The sequence below is a fragment of the Candidatus Saccharibacteria bacterium oral taxon 488 genome (assembly GCA_010202465.1).
In the GTDB taxonomy this organism is placed as follows: Bacteria; Patescibacteriota; Saccharimonadia; order Saccharimonadales; family Saccharimonadaceae; genus Nanosynbacter.
This window is the reverse complement of the sequence record CP047919.1, coordinates 659,474-679,059: the sequence shown is the minus strand read 5'-3', so window position 1 is coordinate 679,059 and position 19,586 is coordinate 659,474. Positions and strand designations below refer to the sequence as shown.

The following is a 19,586-nucleotide window of genomic DNA, read 5'->3' as shown; positions in this document are numbered from 1 at the left end:
ATAATGAATGTATGGCAATTGAGAGAATAGTCGATACCAGTTCGCATAGTGATGACGCCGAGGAGCAGCGGATTGAAGTCAGCCTGCGCCCGCAGAGTTTTAGTGAGTATGTCGGCCAGGAACGATTGAAGCGCAATTTACGCTTGGCAATTGAGGCGGCCAAGAAGCGCGGTGAGCCACTGGATCATGTGCTGCTGTACGGCCCACCAGGGCTGGGCAAGACCACCATGGCGACAGTGATCGCTAATGAGATGGGTACGAACTTGCGTATCACCAGTGGCCCGGCGATTGAAAAGGCGGGTGATCTGGCGTCAATTTTGACGAATTTGGCGGACGGCGATATTTTGTTCATCGATGAGATTCATCGCCTCGGCCGGGCGGTGGAGGAGATTTTATACTCGGCCATGGAAGATTTCAAACTGGACATCGTCATCGGCAAAGGCCCGGCTGCCCGGTCGATTCGGCTGGACTTGCCGCGGTTTACGGTCATCGGCGCGACGACGCGGACGGGTAGCTTGGCAGCGCCGCTGCGCGACCGCTTTGGGCATATTTATCGGCTGGAGTTTTATGAGCCAGAGGACATCGCTAAAATCGTAACGCGGAGTGCGGCCATCTTGGAGTCGTCGATTCGGCATGAAGCAGCGAATTTACTATCGACGCGGGCTCGCTTGACGCCGCGCATCGCTAACCGCCTGCTCAAACGCGTACGCGACTATGCCGACGTCAACGGTGATGGCATAATTGATGTGAAAACCACAACGAGTGCCCTGGAAATGTTGGAAGTGGACGAGCTGGGGCTGGATCCGGCTGACCGTAATTTACTACAATCAATTCTGGAAAATTACGGCGATAATCCAGTGGGACTAACCACCATTGCCGCCCTGACGGGTGACGAAGCGACGACGATTGAGGATTTTTATGAGCCGTATTTACTGCAAATTGGCTTCATCGAGCGCACGCCGCGCGGCCGTCGGGTGACGCCAAAGGCGAAAAAACACATCAATATGCTATAATAACAGATATGAAAAAGAGAGTTTTGGCGATACATACCCCTGATGACATTGGAAAAAATATTACGGTGGCTGGCTGGGTGCACTCGCGGCGCGATCATGGCGGGCTGATTTTTATTGATTTGCGCGATCATACTGGCTTGGTGCAGCTAGTGATTAATCCTGAGCAGGCGGAGGCCTTTCGTTTGGCGGAAAGCCTGCGCGACGAGTTTGTGATTCGTGCCAGCGGCGTGGTGACGGAGCGCGGCGAAGGCCTGAAAAATCCAAATATTGCCAGCGGTAATGTGGAAATTGTGGTGGAAAATTTGGAAATTCTCAATCACGCTGAAACCTTGCCAATCCAGCCGTTTGCCGAAGAAAATCAGGCAGGTGAGGACTTGCGTTTTAAATATCGTTACCTCGATCTGCGTCGTCCAAAGATGCAACAGATGCTGAAAAAACGCGCTGAAATGTACCGCCGGATTCATCAGTACATGGACGAGCGCCAATTCATCGAAATTCAGACGCCAATTTTGGCAAATTCTAGTCCCGAGGGCGCGCGTGATTTTCTGATCCCGAGTCGTTTGCAGGAAAATAAGTTTTATGCTCTGCCGCAAGCACCCCAGCAGTTCAAGCAGCTACTGATGGTTGGCGGCGTGCCGCGGTATTACCAGCTGGCGGCGTGTTTCCGCGATGAAGACCCACGGGCCGATCGACTGTACGGTGAGTTTTATCAGCTGGATCTGGAGATGAGCTTTGTTGAGGACGGCGAGGAAGTTCGCCAGGAAGTTGAGCCGCTGATGCGGCAGCTAGCGACCGATTTCGCTGGCAAAAAATTGCTGGATTTGAGTGATCTCGCGGTGGGTGATGGCAGCCCAATTCCTCGCATTTCCTACCGCGACGCCATGGAGACGTATGGCTCGGATAAGCCAGACCTACGTTTTGGTATGGAGCTGATTGAACTAACCGATGTCTTTACCAACACCGAATTTGGCGTGTTCAAGAACGCTGAGTGCATCAAGGCGATTTGCGTCAAAAATGGCGCTAGTCTCAGTCGTAAGCAAATCGACCAATTCACCGACATTGCTAAAAGTGAAGGGGCGGGTGGCTTGGCCTACATCACTTACCAAGATGGCGAGGCAAAATCACCAATTGCTAAGTTCTTGAGCGACACAGAGCTCACGGCGATTCAGCAAAAAACTGGTGCGGTTGATGGTGACGCCGTGTTCTTTGGCGCCGATACTCGCCTAGTCGTTAACGCCGTACTTGGTCGCTTGCGAAACGAATTTGCTACTCATTTCAACCTGAAAAAATCGGATGAGGTAGCCTTGGCTTGGATTATCGATTTTCCATTCTATGAATGGGACGACCACGGCAAGAAGCTTGATTTTGGACATAACCCATTTGGCATGCCAAAGGGTGGCCTACAAGCGCTGGAGTCAGCGACGACTGACGCTGACAAGCTCGCCATCGTTGCTGACCAATTCGACATGGTGATGAACGGCTATGAAATTTGCTCTGGTGGTGTGCGTAACCACAACCCAGCGGTGCTGTACAAAGTATTTGACCTGCTCGGCTTTAGCGAAAGCTACGTTGAGGAGAAATTTGGCGCCATGCTCAGCGCCTTCAAGTACGGTGCGCCGCCACACGCTGGCTGTGCCTTTGGTGTGGATCGCATCCTTATGGAATTAATCGATGAAACTAATGTTCGCGAAACCTTGGCCTTTCCAAAGAACGGCTCCGGCGTTGATGTGATGATGGATTCGCCATCAATGGTTGATTCAGCACAATTGCGAGAATTAGGGCTGTAGAATCTACTCAAAAGTAGCTAGCAGAGTGCTTAATTACGGCAATGTAGCTGGGGGCGTAGCTGTGTTATCTTACTTTTTAATATCGCTTCTATTGCATCAAGTTCAGACTTTTTCTTTCGTACCATCGCAATCTTTTTGCGCAATATATCGATAGCTGTATCCGGTGTAATCTGTCCGTCGTTCCATTCCTTGATGTATTGCTTAATCTCCATCAGTGTAAATCCCGCCGACTTAGCGAGGCGTATTTCCGTGAGGTATTCGAGCGCACTCTCGTCGTAGTCTGAATAACTGCGGCTTCCAGCGGGACGTTGTGTTACCGGTAAAATACCGATTTTTGTATAGTAACGAATGGTGTCGATAGAAACACCAGATTTCTCGGAAAGTTGATGAATTAGCATGGTAAACCTCCCTCGTTATGGCCTATTGACTATGGAGTATACTCCATAGATTATACTACTATTTATGAGTAGAAAAAAGTATAATTCAAATCATAAAGTAGTGTTAATTACTGGAGCGTCCAGCGGTATCGGAAGAGCGACCGCTGAGCTGCTTTTGCAGAAAGGTTACATAGTGTACGGACTTGCTCGAAACAGTGAGGCGCTTCAAAAAATTAAAGGCCTTCGGCTAATACCGGGTGATATGAAAGATGAAAAATCACTTGAGTCTGCGGTAAAAAAGATTTGTGATGAGCAGGGAAGAATAGATATACTTATTAATAATGCCGGCTATGGATTACTGGGGGCGGTAGAGGATATTCCAATTGAACAGGCCCGCAGGCAGTTTGAGGTGAATGTATTCGGGCTGGCTAGACTGACGCAGCTTGTGTTGCCTAGCATGAGAGAGGCGGGCTCGGGCTTGATTATTAATATGTCATCGGTTGGAGGCAGAGTGTATTTTCCGCTCGGTGCCGGTATCATGCTTCAAAGCACGCTATTGAGGGGTTTTCCGATAGCTTGCGGCTAGAGCTGCAGGAATACAACATCAAGCTTGTGGTAATTGAGCCTGGCTTGATCGCTACAAATTTCTACAAATTAGCTGAAGAGCCGCTTACCCGTTATTCGTCAAACGGTGCCTATAGCGGCGTAGCAAAGGCAATATCGCACAACCTATCTCAGTCATACAGGACTATGTCACCGCCTAGCGTGGTCGCGCACAAAGTGGCGACAATTATCGAGAGTAAGCACCCACGACGTCGGTATCTTGTTGGTAAATTAGCGAGAGTTCTCTTCTACACACGGTACCTCTTGGGCGACGGCGTCTTTGAACAAATAGCTAAAAAACAGACGAGGTAAGTGAAGTTACTTGCTCGCTGGGGTCTAGGTTTGATGTAGCGATATTGATGTACGTAGCATCTACACGACGATGGTTTTAGCTTATTGGGCAGGATAGTAATGCTGGCAAGATAGGGGCCTACAGGAAGGCTATAACTGAACACCCAGCCACGCCGCCAATACATCGCCGGCAAAGTACGCCAGTCCAGCGGCGACCGCTCCAAGGAGGAGGGTGATGGCGGCTTCTCGCCATGGTGACTGCTTGCCGACCCTGCCTTTGATGAAGCCAATCGCCAGGAAGGCAACCGCTGTTAGCGCGGAGCTGACATAAAACAGGGTGGTGCCTGGTACTTTTGAGACTGCAACGACGTCGACTAAATACGGCAATACCGGTACGCTACCGACTACGACGAAGGCTAAAAAGGTGACTGTACCAATGATTTTGGGAGAGGCTCGCTTTTGGGTGTCGCGGGCTGACTCTTCATGCTCAGCACTGGCCGCCAGGTAAGCACTGGAACCCATTGAAAATCCATCAGCAATTAAATTTGCAACGCCCAAAATGAGGATAACCGCGCTGGAAATACCAGCTCCGGCTGAAGCCGCCACTACGGCAAAGGTCGTGACTGTGCCGTCAACTGCACCATACACAAATTCTGAAATGTATCGTCTAAAAAATATTTTCATAGCCATACCAGTGTACCATACACGGTGCGATAAACAGAATAATTATTCAATATTGCGTACCTGGACATCCTGCCAGTCGCTATTATGGCGCAGTTCGGCGTCGGCACCGGCAAAGACCATCTTCGCCTTGGTATCATCTGCCAGTGTCCATAGGAACCAGGCAGTCATATATGCATCACCGTATTCTAGTACATCTTTATGGCCAACTGATTTACGCCGTGCGATAACCCCCGGCTTATTTCCTTGCAATGCGTCAAAATTTTGTTTCAGATCATCAAGTGGACTGATGGCGATACTGTCGCTGGCACCGGTTCCTGCCATCATGAACACCGCTGTGTTAAGGCGTGAGACGTCGTATGTCCATCGATTGTTATTAGCAGTGCTGCGACTCACACCACTAGCGGTGTAAAGCGAAGAATACTTATTGCTATTACTATACTTAGTAGCAGCGTTAATCGCTCCTGCGCCACCTTGCGAATGTCCAGCGATCCCAATTTTATTAGTGCTGATTAGCCCGCGCACTGGACTCTCTTGGGCAGTGTTGTATTGCAGAGCAGTATCAAGCATAGCGGAGGTTGATGCACCAGTACCAGCCCAGCCATCCTCATTACCGATTACGACGAAGCCCCAACTGGCGAGGTGCTCGAGAATTGGTGTGTAGGTGCTAGCTGGTGTTGCTGTGCCATTTACCATTACAACCAGTGGAAAAGTTTGGTTAGCCTTCTGGCGCTCAGGGTAATAGAGACGATAGGCCTTAGAGCCATCGGTATTATTTTGAATATAATGCGCTACTTTGTAGGGTCCGGTCTTGGTGTAATGTTGTTCGAGGTTGCCACTAGGGCTAAGCTTACCAGCGTAGCCGGTCGCTACACCATCATCTCCGGTAATACTTTGATTGAGATATTGCATGACTAACAGTAGAATCCCAAGGCAGATAATAAGAATGATAGTGATAATTTCGAAAACCTTGAATAATTTTTTCACAATTGCCCTTTCGCTGGGTGAATTATTATAAATAAGACTTATTATACATCAAGTGTATAGTCACAGCAAACTAGCTATACACTTGGTGCATGTAAGGATAGCAATTCAATCAGGCTGTCGTTCGGACCGATTATGCAATGATAACTAGTTCGAAATTAGGTATACTAGGGAGAATGAATGATAAAGACTCTCGCTTTCAGGCGTTGATCCATCAAAAAGGCCGCGAACTGTACCGGCCAATGCCGTGGCGTGACCAGCCAACCCTGTACTATGTGCTGGTGAGTGAGCTAATGCTGCAGCAAACCCAGGTCGCTCGCGTCTTGACGAAGTTCGGAGAGTTTACCGCAGAGTTTCCGGATATTGAGTCGCTGGCAGCGGCCGAGCTGACCGAGGTGCTCCGCGCGTGGCAGGGGCTGGGCTATAACCGCCGCGCTCAGTATCTTCACCGGGCGTCACAAGCCATTGTCGCTGGTGCCCCGGTGGCCACGCTAGATGACCTCGTTGAGTTACCAGGCATCGGCATCAATACCGCTGGCGCTATCATGAACTATGCTTATCAAGTGCCAACACCGTTCATTGAGACCAATATTCGTACCGTCTATCTCAATCATTTCTTTGCGGGCCAGACGGCAGTTGCGGATCGCGACATATTGACTGTTGTTGAGCAGACGATGGACCAGGCAAATCCGCGTCAGTGGTTTTGGGCGCTGATGGACTATGGTAGTGAGCTCAAATCTCAGGGAAAGGGCAAATTATCCGCCAGTCGTCATTACACCAAGCAATCACAATTCACCGGTAGTCTCCGCCAGATGCGGGGCGAGATTTTGCGTCGATATGTTGCCGGGCAGCCGCTCGCTGGAATTACCGCTGAGTTGCAGGACGATCCACGATTTGCGGCGGCACTGGATGGTCTGCAACGGGACGGTCTCATTGCTGTAAAGTGACAGAATAGAGCGCTAAGCTATTGACATTTCAAACTACCTATGCTATCATAGCCACAGTCAATACGACAAACATAAACAGTAACAAAGGAAGGGTATGGAAGACATGCAAACAGTTATTATACTGATGACCGTAGTGATCATTATTCACTCGGTGACGATTATTGTCTTGTTCGGTGTAATAATTTCACTGCTGACGAAGCTCAAGCGCCTCGTCAACCAGGCTGAAGCGGCGGTGTCTAACATCGCGCAAGCAACTGAGTGGCTGTCTCCAGTAAAGTTATTTACTGAAGTCGTGCAACTCTTTCGCAAAAAATAATTATCTGTTCCATATATCAATTTAATAAAAACAAACAAGGAGATATATATGAAAAAAGTATTAACAGTTCTCGGCGCGGCAGCGGCTGGTTTCGCGGCTGGTATTTTGACCGCACCAAAAAGCGGCAAAGAAACTCGCGCTGACATCAAGAAAAAAGCTGGTGAGCTAAAAACTGCCACTGTCAAAACTGCCAAAAAAGCCCAGGCTGCCGCCAAAGATAGCGCTGAAGCAGTCAAGGTCGGCGCTCAAAAAGTTGGCGATGTCGTTACTGGAACCGCTCGTACGGTCAAGGCCGACACCGAGAAACATTTCAAGAAGTCGTAGTAGCAGTTTGACCTAAACGCAAAAACGCGAGATAATAAAAAAGATGAAACATCTTCGTAGTCTCGCGTTTTTTGTGTGCAGTATTGGCTTGGCTGGCGCAACGGTGTGGTCAAGCCTTGCCGTGGCACAGACTGCACCAAGTTCGCCGCCGCTCCATCTGATCCGCAGCCAGTGTCAGTCTATTCGTTCGACATTACAGCGGATTCAGCATAACGACGCCTTGCTGCGGGTTAACGCCGGCCAAGCATACAACACAATCTCGACTAATCTCATCGCCAAACTAAATAGCCGTTTGGCATTGGCGCAGGTTGACAGCTCGCGAATGGTGATAATCGCTCGCGACTACGAAGAGGCGCGCAAGGCGTTTGCTCAGCAATACAATGAGTATGAGTCCAATTTGACGGCGCTGGTCAGGACAGATTGTACCGACAAACCGGGCGAGTTTTATGCACAGCTGATCAAGACGCGCGACGCACGTCGACAGGTTAGTGAATCGGTGACGACGATGAGCAAACTGGCGGCGGATTACCGCGTGGCGGTGGAGCAGCTCAAGGTGAAGCTTTCGGGCGGAGGTGGTCGTGGATAAGCTCAAGCAACTTAGTTGCCGGTTGACCAAGCTGGCTATGCAACACAAATTACTGACGATGGTAATTAGCGTCATTGTGGTGTCGATTGTGCTCGTTGGTATCTCGATGCACTTATACTATTCGTCAGATGCCTTCCGAGTGGATTTAAGCCGACCGGATTATGTGCCGTATCGGGCGCAGATTGATAACTCCAACGATCATAATCGGGATATGTTTGAAGCACAGGGCGAAGTTACGGGCAAGGTATTGAATGATTTCCTGCAAAAATACAAGCAAGAAGAAAAAAAGGCCGACGGTGCGCGGGCGTTTGCTAGCAATGTGTTGAGTGATGATCAGCTGGGCGTCAATGGTAGCGGTAATGGCACGGGTGGTGCGACGACACAAGGTCAAGACAGTTCGTCAGAGTGAGTTATGATTACTTTTTATGCGTTATCGCCGTTGGGATAACAGCTAGCTCGATTTCTTGTTTTTCAAATTCTTTGAGGAGCCGGCGGCGCATCTCTGAGGTAACCGCCCATTGATCTGATGGCTGGACCTTACCAGCAACGATCAATTCGACCGAGCGGCCGGTGATATCGCCGACGGAGACAAATTTTGGCGGTTCAATGATTTTCTTGTCCCAAGATTTTTCCTTGCTCAGTTGCTGGCCGGTCTCGTTGATGATATCAGCGGCGCGGCTAATGTCGCTGCTCGGATCAAGCTGTAAGGTAAAGCGCGACATGCTATACCCCATCGTTTTGTTGATGACATGCTGGATGGTGCCATTTGGTAAGTAGTGTACATTACCGTCAGCATCGCGGAGTACCGTTGACCGGGTGCCGACACGCTCAACAGTACCGCTCGCTCCCATGACGTCAACCACGTCGCCGACGCGATATTGATTTTCAGCGATGATAAAAATGCCAGCCAGAAAATCTTTGACAAGTGATTGTGCACCAAATCCGAGCGCTACGCCAATGATGCCGGCGCTGGCAAACAGTGGTGACAAGTCAAAGTAGAATAACTTGCTGGCGACCATGGCGGCGATATAGGCAATGATGGTAATGCGCCAAAAACTACGAATCAGCTGCGTCAGGGTATTTTCGCGCTTTTCGATATCTTTGCGGTGCCACGAGCGGTGCTTGGCGGTGGAGTGGATCGCGTAGCGAATTGCCCAAGTAATGAAGATGCGGCCAAGATAATAAACGATAACCGCGCCAATGACGATACTGACTGTTTCAACCATCCGCTCGCTTACCAGCCAGCCTAGTCCATGCTCAGTCATCCATTCATCAAAGCGCGACGAATTTAACAGTTGCTTGATAAGCGTATCCATCATGAGTTTAGTATAATGAAAAGTATGAGTTTTGTCGATCCAAATCAATTCGTTATCACCCGGCGACGCAAGAAGTATAAATTTGCATTATTTAACAATTCGCCACTTTGTTTTGAGTATGATGAGTGGACACCGCGGTCGATTGATGTGCTGGAGGTCGGTGCGGGAACGGGACTGTTTAGTGTCGAGCTGGCGGCGCGCCATCCCGAGCAGCGGCTTCTGGCGGTTGATGTCAAGGCCGATCGATTGCAAAAAGGGGCACGTGAGGCCGAGCGACGCGGCCTCACGAACATCTGGCTTGTGCGGGCACGAGCGGATCAGCTGGGTGAGTTATGTGAGGCTGGATCACTCAGTCAGTTGTGGGTTACTTTCCCCGATCCGTTTCCACGCCAGCGCTCCAGTGGTCGGCGTTTGACGCACCCGCATTTTTTAACGCAGTACGCAAAGTTGCTTGATGAGGGCGGCGAGCTACTACTCAAGCATGATGATCACGACTTTTTCTGCTGGAGCTTGGAGCAGCTGGTGGTGGCTGGCTGGCAGCTTCGGGAGCTAATGTTTGATCTGCACGAATCGGAGCGATTTAGTAAGGAGAGCGATGCCCGGATCATGACAACCTACGAACAGCGGTGGGTTGGCGAGGGGAAGGTGATTGGGTTTGTGCGAGCAGGGAAATCCGTTAGCCGAGCTTCATGAAACCATGTTGCATTGAGGCGAGGGAACGGTTTTTATATCGCTTGTCTTCGCTGACATCATCACCAAACCACCCTGGCGGCGTGAAGGCATCCGCACGAACCGATGCATCCGTTTCGCGACCGCTGAATTCAATCTCTGCTGTGACTAGTCCTGATAAATGTCCCGCATACACATCAAGCTCAATCGTGTGCTGGTTATTGTTACTGTCAGTAAAGGGTATGTAGTATCTAGTTTTTTCAACGCGATTGCCTTTGGTCTGCGGCCAGAGTGCCTTGAACATCTCGTCAGTTATCTTAATGTTTTGCTCGCCGCGCACAACTGTACCAGCAGTCTTGACAGTCAGTTCAAACCGCTTGCCATCACCGAAGCTACGAATACGTGTTTCGGATCCATCACCACTAACTGCTAAATATCCTTGCTTAAGATCAGCATGAGGATAGTTCTCTAGATCATCAGGAAGATTATCTGGGTCGATGAGCCACTTTCTTTCGACTTCTTTCAGTTGGTTTGGTCGTTCCGGTATGTGAGTTTCTTTTTGCTCCTGACGTTCTTGTTCATACTTATTTTCAAAAAGATAGGCAAGGACAGCGTAGAGTTGTTCAAGTTCAGGGAATTCGTTATGGAACATGTCTCGCCACTTAATGGCTAGTTTATCGTGGGAACTACGAAGGTCGTCGATACTTGCGACGCCGAAGTCTTCTTCGACAACTCGAGTACCCTGACCAGTGATGTCAACCACAGCCGGAAGAAGTTTGTCAACGAGGCGGACAAAACGAGCCTCTGGTGTACCCTGCTTCTCATATGACTCTAACGCTTCGGCTTCAAGTGGCGGTAGTTCCTTTAGTAATTTTTCTAAGGCTATCTGTTCGCGACGTTCTTTCTCGGCCTGTTCGTCTGGTGATAGGTTAAACGTTGCGACATCACCGACCTCAATCTCTATCATGTCGTGAACAAGGCTGTAGTGGCGGATACGATCTATATCAAGATCAGGGTAGAGCATTTGTGCTAGATTTGGAGCTAGCGTTGCTAGTAGAAGACTATGCTCTACATCCGTTTCACGATCTCCGTTTTTTCGTCGAGGTATGCGTTCAACGCCTGAAAAGTTATCCACTAAGCAAGAGGATTCAATTGCCAGATTTGACATTTTCAGAAGCAGTGACCATCGCTCCATATCACACAGAAGTGTGTCGAGGGCCTGACCATTCAACAACTCTACTGATGGATATTTCTTTTGGCGTAGCGTCTCTAGCAATTCCACAGGTTTGATATTATCCACCCCAGCTTGAGCTTGTTCTGCATCGTGAGCCATATTTCCTCCTTGATAATAAGATAATTATATCACTCATCAATTGTATTTACTTGCCAAGTATAATTCTAGCAAGTATAATTTGACTCAACTATGATTGACCAATTTATCCCCGAGCATCATATTCAGAAGCATATTCTTGGTGTGTTGATGCATATAAAATATGCACGGTTTCGGGATATGCGGCCGCCAAAAGTCGATACTAATCTCTATACCTACCACTTAAATATATTGAAGAAGCGAGGATTCGTCATCAAGACGGATGATGGATACTGTCTCGGGCGGGAGGGGTTGTCGTATGTCGATAGAGTTAGTATTAAATCGCTCAAAATTCGTACCCAACCAAAAATTATTACTATGATTGTCGTCCAAAATGCCAATGGCGATGTGTTGCTCCAACGGCGCACTAAGCAGCCGCATGTCGACACCTGGACACTGCCCTATGGCAAGCTACACATTGATGACGAGTCGGTACTCAGCGCCGCTCAGCGGGAGGTACGCGAGAAATTAGCGGTGGACAAGCTGCCGCTGACACACGCGGGTGATTGCTATATTCGTGTCCTTGTGGGGAAGGAAATATTATCATCAACGTTGGCGCACGTGTTTTATGGTGAGACTGATGAGGTCGTGGCGGGCAGAGAATTGGTGTGGGCCCGTCCGCATCGATTGGCGGATTATGACTTAGCACCAGCGGTTGAGCAAATCGTAGCACGGACGTTCTTTCACGACCCGTTCTTTTTTGAGGAATTTGTGGCAGAATTAAATGAGGTAATTGAAAGGAGAAACTATGACAATTGATGAGTACGCCAAGAAAGCCATCGCGACACTGATTGGTACGCATGAATATGGGGAGGTTGATGCGCGACTGATGGCGCAAGTGCTTGGACTGGTTGGCGAATCGGGCGAAGTGGCTGAAAAGTTCAAAAAGCTGGTTCGCGACAAGCAGGGAATACTGACAGACGATGACCGCACAGAAATTCTCAAAGAATTAGGCGACGTGCTATGGTATGTCAATACGGTGGCGCACCTGCTCGGCTCTAGCCTCGAGGAAGTTGCCCAGATGAACAACCAAAAACTGGCCAGTCGCCAAGCCCGCCAGCAGCTGCATGGGCAGGGCGATAATCGCTAATATTTCTCATTGAACTCCCATACGATATGCGCTATACTCAAGCATAAGGGTAATTATGCGCATTTCTGACAGTAGTATTGAGAAGATTTTGCGCCAGGGTGAGGTAATTTCTGAGTCACAGCTGGCTGAGTTAAAAATGGAGGCGGAACGTACGCACCATTCATTGCAGACGATTATCTTGGAGCACAGGGTTCTGAGTGAGGCGCAGCTCGGGCAAAAAATTGGTGAATATATCAATGTGCCGTTTGTGACCATTGAGCCAAAGGATATTCCTGACGACGTTCTCAAGCGTATCCCCGAGCACATCGCTCGTCAGTACAATGTCGTATTGTTTGCGGTTGATGATAACGGCGTCTTGAGTCTGGCGATGGAAGACCCGGATGATGTACAGGCACTGAACTTCATCCAGAAAGAGATTGGCTACAACATCAAGGTATTCCTGGCGACAAAAAACAACATTCTTGACTGCCTGGAAAATTATCGCGGTAATATTACCGATGAGCTGGACGAGGTGGTGTCAATTCAGAGTGGTGCTGAATCAGAGTCACAAAATGTTTCTGAGGAGGAAATTTCTGAGAATTCGCCGATCGCCCAGACGGTTAATTTGCTGCTGGAATATGCTATCAAGTCGGGTGCCTCAGACATCCACATTGAGCCGCGCGAGGATTTCGTCCAAGTTCGTTACCGAATTGATGGTGTGCTCAAGGAAGTGAATAAATTGCCGCGCAATGTCCAAGGTGCACTGGTTAGTCGTATCAAAATCCTGTCAAACCTAAAAATTGACGAACGCCGCGTGCCGCAAGATGGCCGCTTCAAGATTAAGGTTTCTGGTAAGCAATACGCGCTGCGTGTGTCGACGCTGCCAATCGCTGATGGCGAGAAAATCGTCATGCGTATTTTGGACGAGTCCAACCAGGCAGTTGCCCTTGATAGCCTCGGCTATTGGGGGTTGTCGCTGAGTACGCTCAAGGATGCTATGGCGCAACCAAATGGCATGATCTTGGTGACCGGGCCAACTGGTTCGGGAAAGTCGACTAGCTTGTTTAGTGTGCTATCAGAACTTAATACGCCAGATGTGAATATCTCGACCATTGAAGATCCGGTTGAATACAAGATCCCCGGGGTCAACCAAACCCAGACTAACGCCAAAGCCGGCATGACCTTCGCTTCAGGACTGCGCGCACTGCTCCGTCAAGACCCGAACATCATCATGGTTGGTGAGATTCGCGACGGTGAAACTGCCAACCTGGGCGTGCAGGCAGCGCTGACCGGGCACTTGGTGTTTTCGACGCTCCACACCAACAACGCAGCCACTTGTCTGCCGCGTCTCCTTGATATGGGAATTGAGCCGTTCTTGATCGCTTCGACGGTCAAAGCGGTGATCGGCCAGCGCTTGGTGCGGCGGTTGTGTATGCACTGCCGTCAGCAGTATGTGCCGGACGCCGGAGAGCTCGCCTACATCGTCCAGATGTTTAATCTCAAGCAGGGCTCGATGCAGCGGCTGCACGCGCTGGAGCAGCAGGCGGCAGCTGACAAGATTGGTGGCAATACACCGCTCGGCTCGACTGACGTGACGATTCAATATTTGTGGCGGCCAAATCCTGAGGGCTGTGATGAGTGCGGTCATAATGGTTTCAAGGGGCGCGTTGGTATTTACGAAGTCCTCGGTATTTCGATTCCAATCCAAAAAATGATCACTGCCAACGCCACCAGTAATGAGATTCAGCAGCAGGCGATTACTGAAGGAATGGTAACGATGCAGACAGATGGTTTCGTTAAGTCGCTGCGTGGCGTGACAACGCTAGAGGAAGTTTTGAGAGCAACAAGGGAGCAATAAATGACAAAATTTAAATATATCGCAACTAAAAATAACAATCAGCCGATCAACGGCGAGCTAGAAGCCAGTAGCCGCGCCAGTGCTATCCAGCTCATTCAAGCTCAGGGTATGAAGTTGGTCGACCTCAAGGAAGCTGGCGATGAAAAGAAGGGCCTTCGCTTTGGGGGTGGTAAGAAGTCAGTGCCGACCGAGGAGCTGGTTAGCTTTACCAGGCAGCTTAGCACCATGGTGTCTGCCGGTGTACCGATCCTCAGGTCGCTTAACTCGATGGCCCAGCACGCCGAAAGTCCGCATTTTCGTGAGATTTTGAATGCAGTATCTAAGGAGATTGAAGGCGGTACCTCGTTCGCTGATGCGCTGAGTAAGCACCCTGAGGCCTTCAGTGATGTGTATGTGAACATGGTGCGTGCTGGTGAAACAGGTGGTATTTTGGACGATATTTTGAAGCGCCTGGCCCTGCAGCAGGAAAAGAACTCATCAATGAAAAAGAAGATCAAGAGCGCTATGACCTATCCAATGGTGCTGATCGTCATCACTATCGGGGCATTCTTTGGTTTGATGATTTTTGTCTTGCCAATGATTGGCAAGACGATTAAGGATCTGGCGGGCGAGGACGCGGAGCTACCAGCCCTGACGCAGATACTGATGAGTATCAGCCAGTTTATGGTAAGTTTTTGGTATATTATTTTCCCGCTGTTATTTGGCGGTGTGTACGTCCTTCTTCGCTATATCAAGTCGCCCAAAGGTAAGGTTAAGTTCCATCATTTTGTCTTGAAAGCGCCGATCATCAGTAAGATTATTCGTAAGGTGGCAGTGGCGCGATTTACCCGTACCTTCTCGGCGCTGATCGGTGCGGGTGTGTCGGTACTCGAGGCGCTGGAAGTAACGGCCCGGGCAGTCGGTAACACGGTGTATCAAGATTCATTGCTTGATGCTGCCAAGCGCATTAAGAATGGCGAGGTCTTGTCGCGGATTATCAATGAGCGCGAAGATCTCTATCCACCAATCGTTGGCCAGATGCTGGCGGTCGGTGAAGAGACGGGCCAGACGGATAAGGTGCTGGTCAAGGTGGCGGATTTTTATGAGGAAGAGGTCGATGCAGCGATTAGCGGTTTGAGCTCGACGATTGAGCCGGTGATGATCGTCTTTATGGGTGGTATGGTCGGCTTGATCGCGGCGGCGGTGATGATGCCGATTACTGGATTAGCAAATCAAATTAAGGGGTAGTTGGTTTTTCAAAATGCTTATGCTATACTTAACAAAAAGAAGAGATGTGGGCAAACGATAGTGGCAAATATTTTCTACAAGTCAAAGCCGATCATCGGGCTTGATATTAACAAGGCCGGCGTTCGGGTAATGTCAGTCGATATGGCACGGATGACGGTGCATGGATACGGCGCAATTGAGCTGGATCCGGCGAAGGACGAGAGCGATGACCGGGCAGAGTATCTCTGCGGCAAGATCAATCAGATGTTTGAAAAAAATATTGTCGGACGGCTTGGCAGTAACCGCGTGGTGCTGGGGTTGCCGACGACCAAGACATACGCGCGCACCTTTGCGCTGCCGATCAAGCAGGAAAATAAGATTGAGGAGGCGGTGAATCTCGAGGTCGAGCAGTATGTGCCGATGCCGCTTGATTCGCTCTACGTCGATCATCAGATTATCAAGCGCGGCAAAGAGAATTTATCGGTATTGATGTGCGCAGTGCCACAAAAGATTGTTGACGAGCAGCTGGCAATTGTTGAATCGTGCGGTATTGAGGTGGCGATGATTGAGCCGAGTATCAATGCGGTGGCACGACTGCTTGAGCGAACCAAAGAGGGGTCGCTGCCGACAGTCATCGTTGACATCGGCCCGGCGACGACCGATATCGCTATTCTTGATGCGGCAATTCGCGTGACCGGTGGTCTAAACATTGGTGGCAATACATTGACGCTTGACATCGCGAAAAAATTGAACGTACCACTCGAGACAGCGCACCAATTCAAGGTGCTTAACGGCCTCAACACTGGCCCTCGTCAGGAAAAGATTACCGAGGCACTAAAGCCGAGCCTGCAGCGGATCATCGGTGAAATCCAGAAAGTTATTCGCTACTACACCGATCGCTTCCCGGATGAATCCCGCCTTGAACAGGTGTTGATCGTTGGTAGCGGTAGTAGTGTGCCAGGGCTTGGTGAGTACTTTACGGGCGAGCTGACCCTGCCAGCACGAGTGGCTAGTCCGTGGCAGTCGCTGAACTTTAATAATTTAGCACCGCCGGCCAAACAGCTACGACCGCGGTTTATGACAGCAGCTGGCTTATCACTGGTGCGAGCGGAGGAGATTTGGCATGATTAATCTATTACCGCCGAAAGTTAAACGTGAGATTGTCGCCGGCCGGTCAAATGTGATATTGTGGCGCTACTGCGTGGTGTCGTTAATCCTCGGCTTCTTACTCATCGTGGCGACAGTAGGTATTTATTTGATCATGGAGCATGCAAAAACGACTGCTCAGCAGACGATTGAGACGGGTAACCGTCGGGCGCTGCAGTATCAAAAAGTTCAGCAGGACTATGAATCATTTAGCGCAAATCTCAAGATCGCTAAAGCAATCCTTGATAAAGACGTGCGATATTCAAAGGTGGCACTCAAGATTGCCCAGGCGATGCCATCGGGAACAATTTTGCAAACGTTGACGCTGGATAGCAAGAAGCTCGGCACGCCGATGACTATCAACGCACGCGGCAAAACGTATGGCGATGCACTGCGGCTGAAGGACAGTTTTCAGCAGTCAAACCTCTTTAAGGATGTTAATCTCGCCTCGGCGGTGGCCGAAAAAGAAAACAAGGACGGTTACCCAATCAATATTACAATTAATGTGACGATGGTGCCGGAGGTCGCGAAGCAATGAGTGAGAGAAAACGAGAAAAAATGACACCGGCGGTGACCATGCGGATCGTCTTTGCGCTGTCGCTAGTACTGATCTTGGTCGGCATGGGAGGGATCGTTTATTTCGGCTACACCATGCTGCAGGGTACCGCTGAGGAAGTCTCTAAGATTCAGACTGAGGCAAAAGCGGTTGATGCTAAGGTGCAAAATCTAGCGCGGCTGGAAAAGGAGATGGAAAAATATAAGGATAGTGTTGCCAAGGCTCGGCAGCTAGTAGCAGAAACTCAGCAATATCAATATCAGAATCAGATCATCAATGACCTCACTACTTACGCCAATCAATCAGGCGTTGGCATTGCTGGGTTCACCTTCACATCAGGCTCGGCTGGAGCCAAGTCAAACTCGGGTTCATCAGGAACCTCGGGTACGAATAATAGCTCCGGTTCAAACAGCGCTGCCGGGCCAAAAAGCATGAAAGTGTCGGTCCGCCTCAACGAAAAAACAGATTACATGGCGCTGCTTCGATTTATGCATTTGATTGAGCAGAACTTGACGCGGATGCAGATCGCTAGTGTCAGCATGTCCAAGGCTGAGGGGGCAGGCCAAGTGAGTACGCAAACTCTGGATGTGGAGGTATATGTTCGATGAAAAATTCACCTGATATTTCACAAATTGGTACACTGGTGTCGCGGTTTTTCCATCGCTACCACGTTATCCTCTATACATTGACGGTGGTGGTTGGTGTGTCTGTGGCAATTTTCCTGCTCTACAGTCTACTCGCCTCGTCGAATCCAAAAGAAGATACCATCCAACAACAGACGACGCGATTTGACCAGAAGACGATTGACCAGATCAACAGTTTCCGTACGCGCGATACCGCCAACGCCAATTTTAGTCTGCCGGCGGGGCGGACGAACCTGTTTGCCGAATAGCGTGGATATCGCTATAATGTGAGAAGTATGCTAATTTCTGCTGAACGATTTGATAACGCACCGGTGATGAGCCTGCAGACTGGCTCGGAGCTGGCACGGACATCGCGGGCGGTGATCGACCCGCGCAATTTATCGATCGTGGCGTATGAGCTAGAAGGGCCGACGCTTGATCAATCGCCGAGTTTACTGCGGATCGCCGATGTGCGGGAAATTGGGCCGCTGGGTCTGATCATTGATTCGGCGGACGAGCTGATTATGCCGAGCGACGTCCTGAAGATCAAGGAAGTATATGAGTTTCAGTTCGCACTAGTTGGTAAGCGGGTCATTGATGAAAAAAATCATAAGGTTGGCAAGGTCATCGGCTACACGTTGGAGGCCGGTAATTTTGTCATTCAGCAGCTCCGGGTGCGGCGACCGCTACTCAAGAGTTTTGGCGATACTGAACTGCTGATTCATCGTTCGCAGATCGTTCGTGTGACTGACGAACATATCGTTGTCAAGACGCCAGAGATCCGCCACAAGGAGCCGGTTGTGCAGCCACAGGCAACGTTCGAAAATCCATTCCGAAAGGCGCATCCTGCGGCCGAAGCTGACGGCAGCGATAGCAAATGACCTCAGTAGTTGCTAGCTCACTGGCGATGCAGCAGTTGGGTCAAACAATTGGGCGCAACCTCAAAGGCGGGGAAGTTATTGAGCTGGTCGGGGACATTGGTGCCGGCAAGACAACGCTAACGAAGGGTATCGCCAAGGGTCTCGACATTACCGAACCGGTGCAGAGCCCGACATTTACTATTTCTCGTGTGTACCAGTCACCGGGCGACTTGACGCTGGCTCATTATGATTTTTATCGATTGGGTGAGGCGGGCATCATGGCGGAGGAAATTCGCGAGGTAACCATGCAGCCACAGACCGTGACAGTGGTTGAGTGGGCTGGTGCCGTCAAGCAGGTGCTGCCGGCCGATCGACTGACAGCGAGGATTCTAGCAATTGACGAACAGTCGCGGTGTGTCACGCTGAGTGCTGGCGGGCCGACGAGCCAGGCACTCCTCGCGGCAATTAGTGCGGCGGACGAGGAGTTAGCGTGATTATTCTGCTCGATACATCGACGATGACGTGCCGTTTAACGATTATTCAGGGTGATACCTGGCGAGAGGTGGCTTGGGAAGCGGGTCGTGGTTTAGCCCGAGGGCTGCTACGATTTTTGGATGAACAGACGGGTGGCATTCATTGTATTAGTGGTATCGGTATCATGCGTGGGCCGGGTAGCTTTACGGGACTGAGAATTGGCTGTGCGGTGGCAAACACGTTGGCGGAGGGACTCGGCGTTCCGATCGTTAGCAGTAGTGGCGATCACTGGCGAGATGACTGTCTGGAGCGGCTGAAGCACGGCGAAAACGACACGATTATTCTCCCCGAATATGGCGGCGAAGCTCACATCACGGCTCCGCGCAAATAGTGGTATTTTCCTCCGCAATATCGTACAATAAAAGTAAGGCGGCTTTAGATTAGTGGCTTGGGCCGTTTTATTGCATCAGTTGAATATGGTCAGTCGTTGATACATTTCTCGGGGTGTATACCCGGGGCGATTGGTCAGAA

The 19,586-nt window shown here is 50.0% G+C and carries 24 protein-coding genes and 1 pseudogene; 20 read left to right on the top strand and 5 right to left on the bottom strand.

Annotated elements, in window-relative coordinates:
- The first annotated feature begins 11 nt into the window (after window positions 1-11).
- Together ruvB and aspS are read left to right on the top strand one after the other, a co-directional pair.
- Window positions 12-1,013: a Holliday junction branch migration DNA helicase RuvB gene (gene ruvB, locus GWK76_03725; GenBank protein QHU92395.1), complete on the top strand. Its 1,002-nt coding sequence runs from the start codon at window positions 12-14 to the stop codon at window positions 1,011-1,013.
- Between the two features lie 8 nt (window positions 1,014-1,021).
- Window positions 1,022-2,800, top strand: a complete 1,779-nt coding sequence (aspS, locus tag GWK76_03720; protein ID QHU92394.1) for an aspartate--tRNA ligase — start codon at window positions 1,022-1,024, stop codon at window positions 2,798-2,800.
- A gap of 29 nt (window positions 2,801-2,829) precedes the next feature.
- On the opposite strand, the gene GWK76_03715 is transcribed toward aspS, so the two are convergent.
- The gene (locus tag GWK76_03715; GenBank protein ID QHU92393.1) at window positions 2,830-3,198 is read right to left on the bottom strand and encodes a MerR family transcriptional regulator; all 369 of its coding nucleotides are present in this window, start codon (window positions 3,196-3,198) and stop codon (window positions 2,830-2,832) included.
- Between the two features lie 64 nt (window positions 3,199-3,262).
- Between GWK76_03715 and GWK76_03710 the strand changes: the two are divergent.
- Window positions 3,263-4,092 (top strand): annotated as a pseudogene (locus tag GWK76_03710) (SDR family NAD(P)-dependent oxidoreductase).
- Between the two features lie 129 nt (window positions 4,093-4,221).
- On the opposite strand, the gene GWK76_03705 reads toward GWK76_03710, so the two are convergent.
- Window positions 4,222-4,761: a hypothetical protein gene (locus GWK76_03705; protein ID QHU92392.1), complete on the bottom strand. Its 540-nt coding sequence runs from the start codon at window positions 4,759-4,761 to the stop codon at window positions 4,222-4,224.
- A 36-nt stretch (window positions 4,762-4,797) separates the two neighbouring features.
- Window positions 4,798-5,739, bottom strand: coding sequence for an alpha/beta hydrolase (locus GWK76_03700; protein QHU92391.1), 942 nt, complete (start codon window positions 5,737-5,739; stop codon window positions 4,798-4,800).
- 173 nt (window positions 5,740-5,912) lie between these two features.
- Here GWK76_03700 and GWK76_03695 point away from each other — a divergent pair, with 173 nt between their 5' ends.
- The 5 genes from GWK76_03695 (at window position 5,913) to GWK76_03675 (ending at window position 8,318) form a co-directional block, all read left to right on the top strand.
- Complete coding sequence (locus GWK76_03695; GenBank protein ID QHU92390.1) at window positions 5,913-6,683, top strand: A/G-specific adenine glycosylase; 771 nt, start codon at window positions 5,913-5,915, stop codon at window positions 6,681-6,683.
- Between the two features lie 94 nt (window positions 6,684-6,777).
- On the top strand, window positions 6,778-6,999 hold the full coding sequence (locus GWK76_03690; protein QHU92389.1) for a hypothetical protein: 222 nt from the start codon (window positions 6,778-6,780) through the stop codon (window positions 6,997-6,999).
- A 48-nt stretch (window positions 7,000-7,047) separates the two neighbouring features.
- Window positions 7,048-7,323 carry a hypothetical protein gene (locus GWK76_03685; protein ID QHU92388.1) on the top strand — a complete coding sequence of 92 codons (276 nt, stop codon included), beginning with the start codon at window positions 7,048-7,050 and terminating at the stop codon, window positions 7,321-7,323.
- A gap of 43 nt (window positions 7,324-7,366) precedes the next feature.
- Entirely contained in the window at window positions 7,367-7,909 is a 543-nt protein-coding gene (locus GWK76_03680) for a hypothetical protein (GenBank protein QHU92387.1), read from the top strand.
- Window positions 7,902-8,318, top strand: coding sequence for a hypothetical protein (locus GWK76_03675; GenBank protein QHU92386.1), 417 nt, complete (start codon window positions 7,902-7,904; stop codon window positions 8,316-8,318). Before GWK76_03680 ends, GWK76_03675 begins: the two co-directional genes overlap by 8 nt.
- A 7-nt stretch (window positions 8,319-8,325) precedes the next feature.
- Here the strand turns inward: GWK76_03675 and GWK76_03670 are convergent, their stop codons facing one another.
- Window positions 8,326-9,228 carry a mechanosensitive ion channel gene (locus GWK76_03670; GenBank protein QHU92385.1) on the bottom strand — a complete coding sequence of 301 codons (903 nt, stop codon included), beginning with the start codon at window positions 9,226-9,228 and terminating at the stop codon, window positions 8,326-8,328.
- A gap of 21 nt (window positions 9,229-9,249) precedes the next feature.
- On the opposite strand from GWK76_03670, the gene trmB reads away from it, so the two are divergent.
- Window positions 9,250-9,918, top strand: a complete 669-nt coding sequence (gene trmB, locus GWK76_03665) for a tRNA (guanosine(46)-N7)-methyltransferase TrmB (protein ID QHU92384.1) — start codon at window positions 9,250-9,252, stop codon at window positions 9,916-9,918.
- Here trmB and GWK76_03660 read toward each other — a convergent pair.
- Complete coding sequence (locus GWK76_03660) at window positions 9,902-11,227, bottom strand: HD domain-containing protein (GenBank protein ID QHU92383.1); 1,326 nt, start codon at window positions 11,225-11,227, stop codon at window positions 9,902-9,904. The genes trmB and GWK76_03660 overlap by 17 nt on opposite strands.
- Window positions 11,228-11,317: 90 nt before the next feature.
- Between GWK76_03660 and GWK76_03655 the strand changes: the two genes are divergently transcribed.
- From GWK76_03655 to GWK76_03605, 11 genes are read left to right on the top strand one after another with little or no spacing between them, the layout of a single operon-like run.
- Window positions 11,318-12,022, top strand: coding sequence for an NUDIX domain-containing protein (locus GWK76_03655; GenBank protein QHU92382.1), 705 nt, complete (start codon window positions 11,318-11,320; stop codon window positions 12,020-12,022).
- Window positions 12,012-12,353, top strand: coding sequence for a hypothetical protein (locus GWK76_03650; protein ID QHU92381.1), 342 nt, complete (start codon window positions 12,012-12,014; stop codon window positions 12,351-12,353). The genes GWK76_03655 and GWK76_03650 overlap by 11 nt, the downstream gene beginning before the upstream one ends.
- 55 nt (window positions 12,354-12,408) lie before the next feature.
- The gene (locus tag GWK76_03645) at window positions 12,409-14,190 is read left to right on the top strand and encodes a type II/IV secretion system protein (protein ID QHU92380.1); all 1,782 of its coding nucleotides are present in this window, start codon (window positions 12,409-12,411) and stop codon (window positions 14,188-14,190) included.
- A complete protein-coding gene (locus tag GWK76_03640; protein ID QHU92379.1) occupies window positions 14,191-15,417 on the top strand; it encodes a type II secretion system F family protein in 1,227 nt (408 codons plus the stop codon).
- A 60-nt stretch (window positions 15,418-15,477) separates the two neighbouring features.
- Window positions 15,478-16,527 carry a pilus assembly protein PilM gene (locus GWK76_03635; GenBank protein QHU92378.1) on the top strand — a complete coding sequence of 350 codons (1,050 nt, stop codon included), beginning with the start codon at window positions 15,478-15,480 and terminating at the stop codon, window positions 16,525-16,527.
- Window positions 16,520-17,080, top strand: a complete 561-nt coding sequence (locus GWK76_03630; protein QHU92377.1) for a hypothetical protein — start codon at window positions 16,520-16,522, stop codon at window positions 17,078-17,080. Before GWK76_03635 ends, GWK76_03630 begins: the two co-directional genes overlap by 8 nt.
- Complete coding sequence (locus GWK76_03625; protein QHU92376.1) at window positions 17,077-17,706, top strand: hypothetical protein; 630 nt, start codon at window positions 17,077-17,079, stop codon at window positions 17,704-17,706. Before GWK76_03630 ends, GWK76_03625 begins: the two co-directional genes overlap by 4 nt.
- Window positions 17,703-17,990 (top strand): hypothetical protein, encoded by a 288-nt coding sequence (locus GWK76_03620; protein ID QHU92375.1) that lies wholly within the window; start codon window positions 17,703-17,705, stop codon window positions 17,988-17,990. Before GWK76_03625 ends, GWK76_03620 begins: the two co-directional genes overlap by 4 nt.
- A 27-nt stretch (window positions 17,991-18,017) precedes the next feature.
- A complete protein-coding gene (locus GWK76_03615; protein ID QHU92374.1) occupies window positions 18,018-18,602 on the top strand; it encodes a hypothetical protein in 585 nt (194 codons plus the stop codon).
- Entirely contained in the window at window positions 18,599-19,075 is a 477-nt protein-coding gene (gene tsaE / locus GWK76_03610; GenBank protein QHU92373.1) for a tRNA (adenosine(37)-N6)-threonylcarbamoyltransferase complex ATPase subunit type 1 TsaE, read from the top strand. Before GWK76_03615 ends, tsaE begins: the two co-directional genes overlap by 4 nt.
- On the top strand, window positions 19,072-19,446 hold the full coding sequence (locus GWK76_03605; GenBank protein ID QHU92372.1) for a hypothetical protein: 375 nt from the start codon (window positions 19,072-19,074) through the stop codon (window positions 19,444-19,446). The genes tsaE and GWK76_03605 overlap by 4 nt, the downstream gene beginning before the upstream one ends.
- Window positions 19,447-19,586: the final 140 nt, after the last annotated feature.

What these genes read in the sequence shown, in the direction of transcription:
- GWK76_03695 (QHU92390.1), top strand. Translation starts at nt 5,913, where the DNA reads ATGAATGATAAAGACTCTCGCTTTCAGGCGTTGATCCATCAAAAAGGC.
- GWK76_03645 (QHU92380.1), top strand. Translation starts at nt 12,409, where the DNA reads ATGCGCATTTCTGACAGTAGTATTGAGAAGATTTTGCGCCAGGGTGAG.
- GWK76_03640 (QHU92379.1), top strand. Translation starts at nt 14,191, where the DNA reads ATGACAAAATTTAAATATATCGCAACTAAAAATAACAATCAGCCGATC.
- GWK76_03655 (QHU92382.1), top strand. Translation starts at nt 11,318, where the DNA reads ATGATTGACCAATTTATCCCCGAGCATCATATTCAGAAGCATATTCTT.
- ruvB (QHU92395.1), top strand. Translation starts at nt 12, where the DNA reads ATGGCAATTGAGAGAATAGTCGATACCAGTTCGCATAGTGATGACGCC.
- GWK76_03685 (QHU92388.1), top strand. Translation starts at nt 7,048, where the DNA reads ATGAAAAAAGTATTAACAGTTCTCGGCGCGGCAGCGGCTGGTTTCGCG.
- GWK76_03690 (QHU92389.1), top strand. Translation starts at nt 6,778, where the DNA reads ATGGAAGACATGCAAACAGTTATTATACTGATGACCGTAGTGATCATT.
- tsaE (QHU92373.1), top strand. Translation starts at nt 18,599, where the DNA reads ATGACCTCAGTAGTTGCTAGCTCACTGGCGATGCAGCAGTTGGGTCAA.
- GWK76_03660 (QHU92383.1), bottom strand. Translation starts at nt 11,227, where the DNA reads ATGGCTCACGATGCAGAACAAGCTCAAGCTGGGGTGGATAATATCAAA.
- GWK76_03680 (QHU92387.1), top strand. Translation starts at nt 7,367, where the DNA reads ATGAAACATCTTCGTAGTCTCGCGTTTTTTGTGTGCAGTATTGGCTTG.
- GWK76_03615 (QHU92374.1), top strand. Translation starts at nt 18,018, where the DNA reads ATGCTAATTTCTGCTGAACGATTTGATAACGCACCGGTGATGAGCCTG.
- GWK76_03715 (QHU92393.1), bottom strand. Translation starts at nt 3,198, where the DNA reads ATGCTAATTCATCAACTTTCCGAGAAATCTGGTGTTTCTATCGACACC.
- GWK76_03630 (QHU92377.1), top strand. Translation starts at nt 16,520, where the DNA reads ATGATTAATCTATTACCGCCGAAAGTTAAACGTGAGATTGTCGCCGGC.
- GWK76_03650 (QHU92381.1), top strand. Translation starts at nt 12,012, where the DNA reads ATGACAATTGATGAGTACGCCAAGAAAGCCATCGCGACACTGATTGGT.
- GWK76_03625 (QHU92376.1), top strand. Translation starts at nt 17,077, where the DNA reads ATGAGTGAGAGAAAACGAGAAAAAATGACACCGGCGGTGACCATGCGG.
- GWK76_03705 (QHU92392.1), bottom strand. Translation starts at nt 4,761, where the DNA reads ATGGCTATGAAAATATTTTTTAGACGATACATTTCAGAATTTGTGTAT.
- GWK76_03620 (QHU92375.1), top strand. Translation starts at nt 17,703, where the DNA reads ATGAAAAATTCACCTGATATTTCACAAATTGGTACACTGGTGTCGCGG.
- GWK76_03670 (QHU92385.1), bottom strand. Translation starts at nt 9,228, where the DNA reads ATGATGGATACGCTTATCAAGCAACTGTTAAATTCGTCGCGCTTTGAT.
- aspS (QHU92394.1), top strand. Translation starts at nt 1,022, where the DNA reads ATGAAAAAGAGAGTTTTGGCGATACATACCCCTGATGACATTGGAAAA.
- trmB (QHU92384.1), top strand. Translation starts at nt 9,250, where the DNA reads ATGAGTTTTGTCGATCCAAATCAATTCGTTATCACCCGGCGACGCAAG.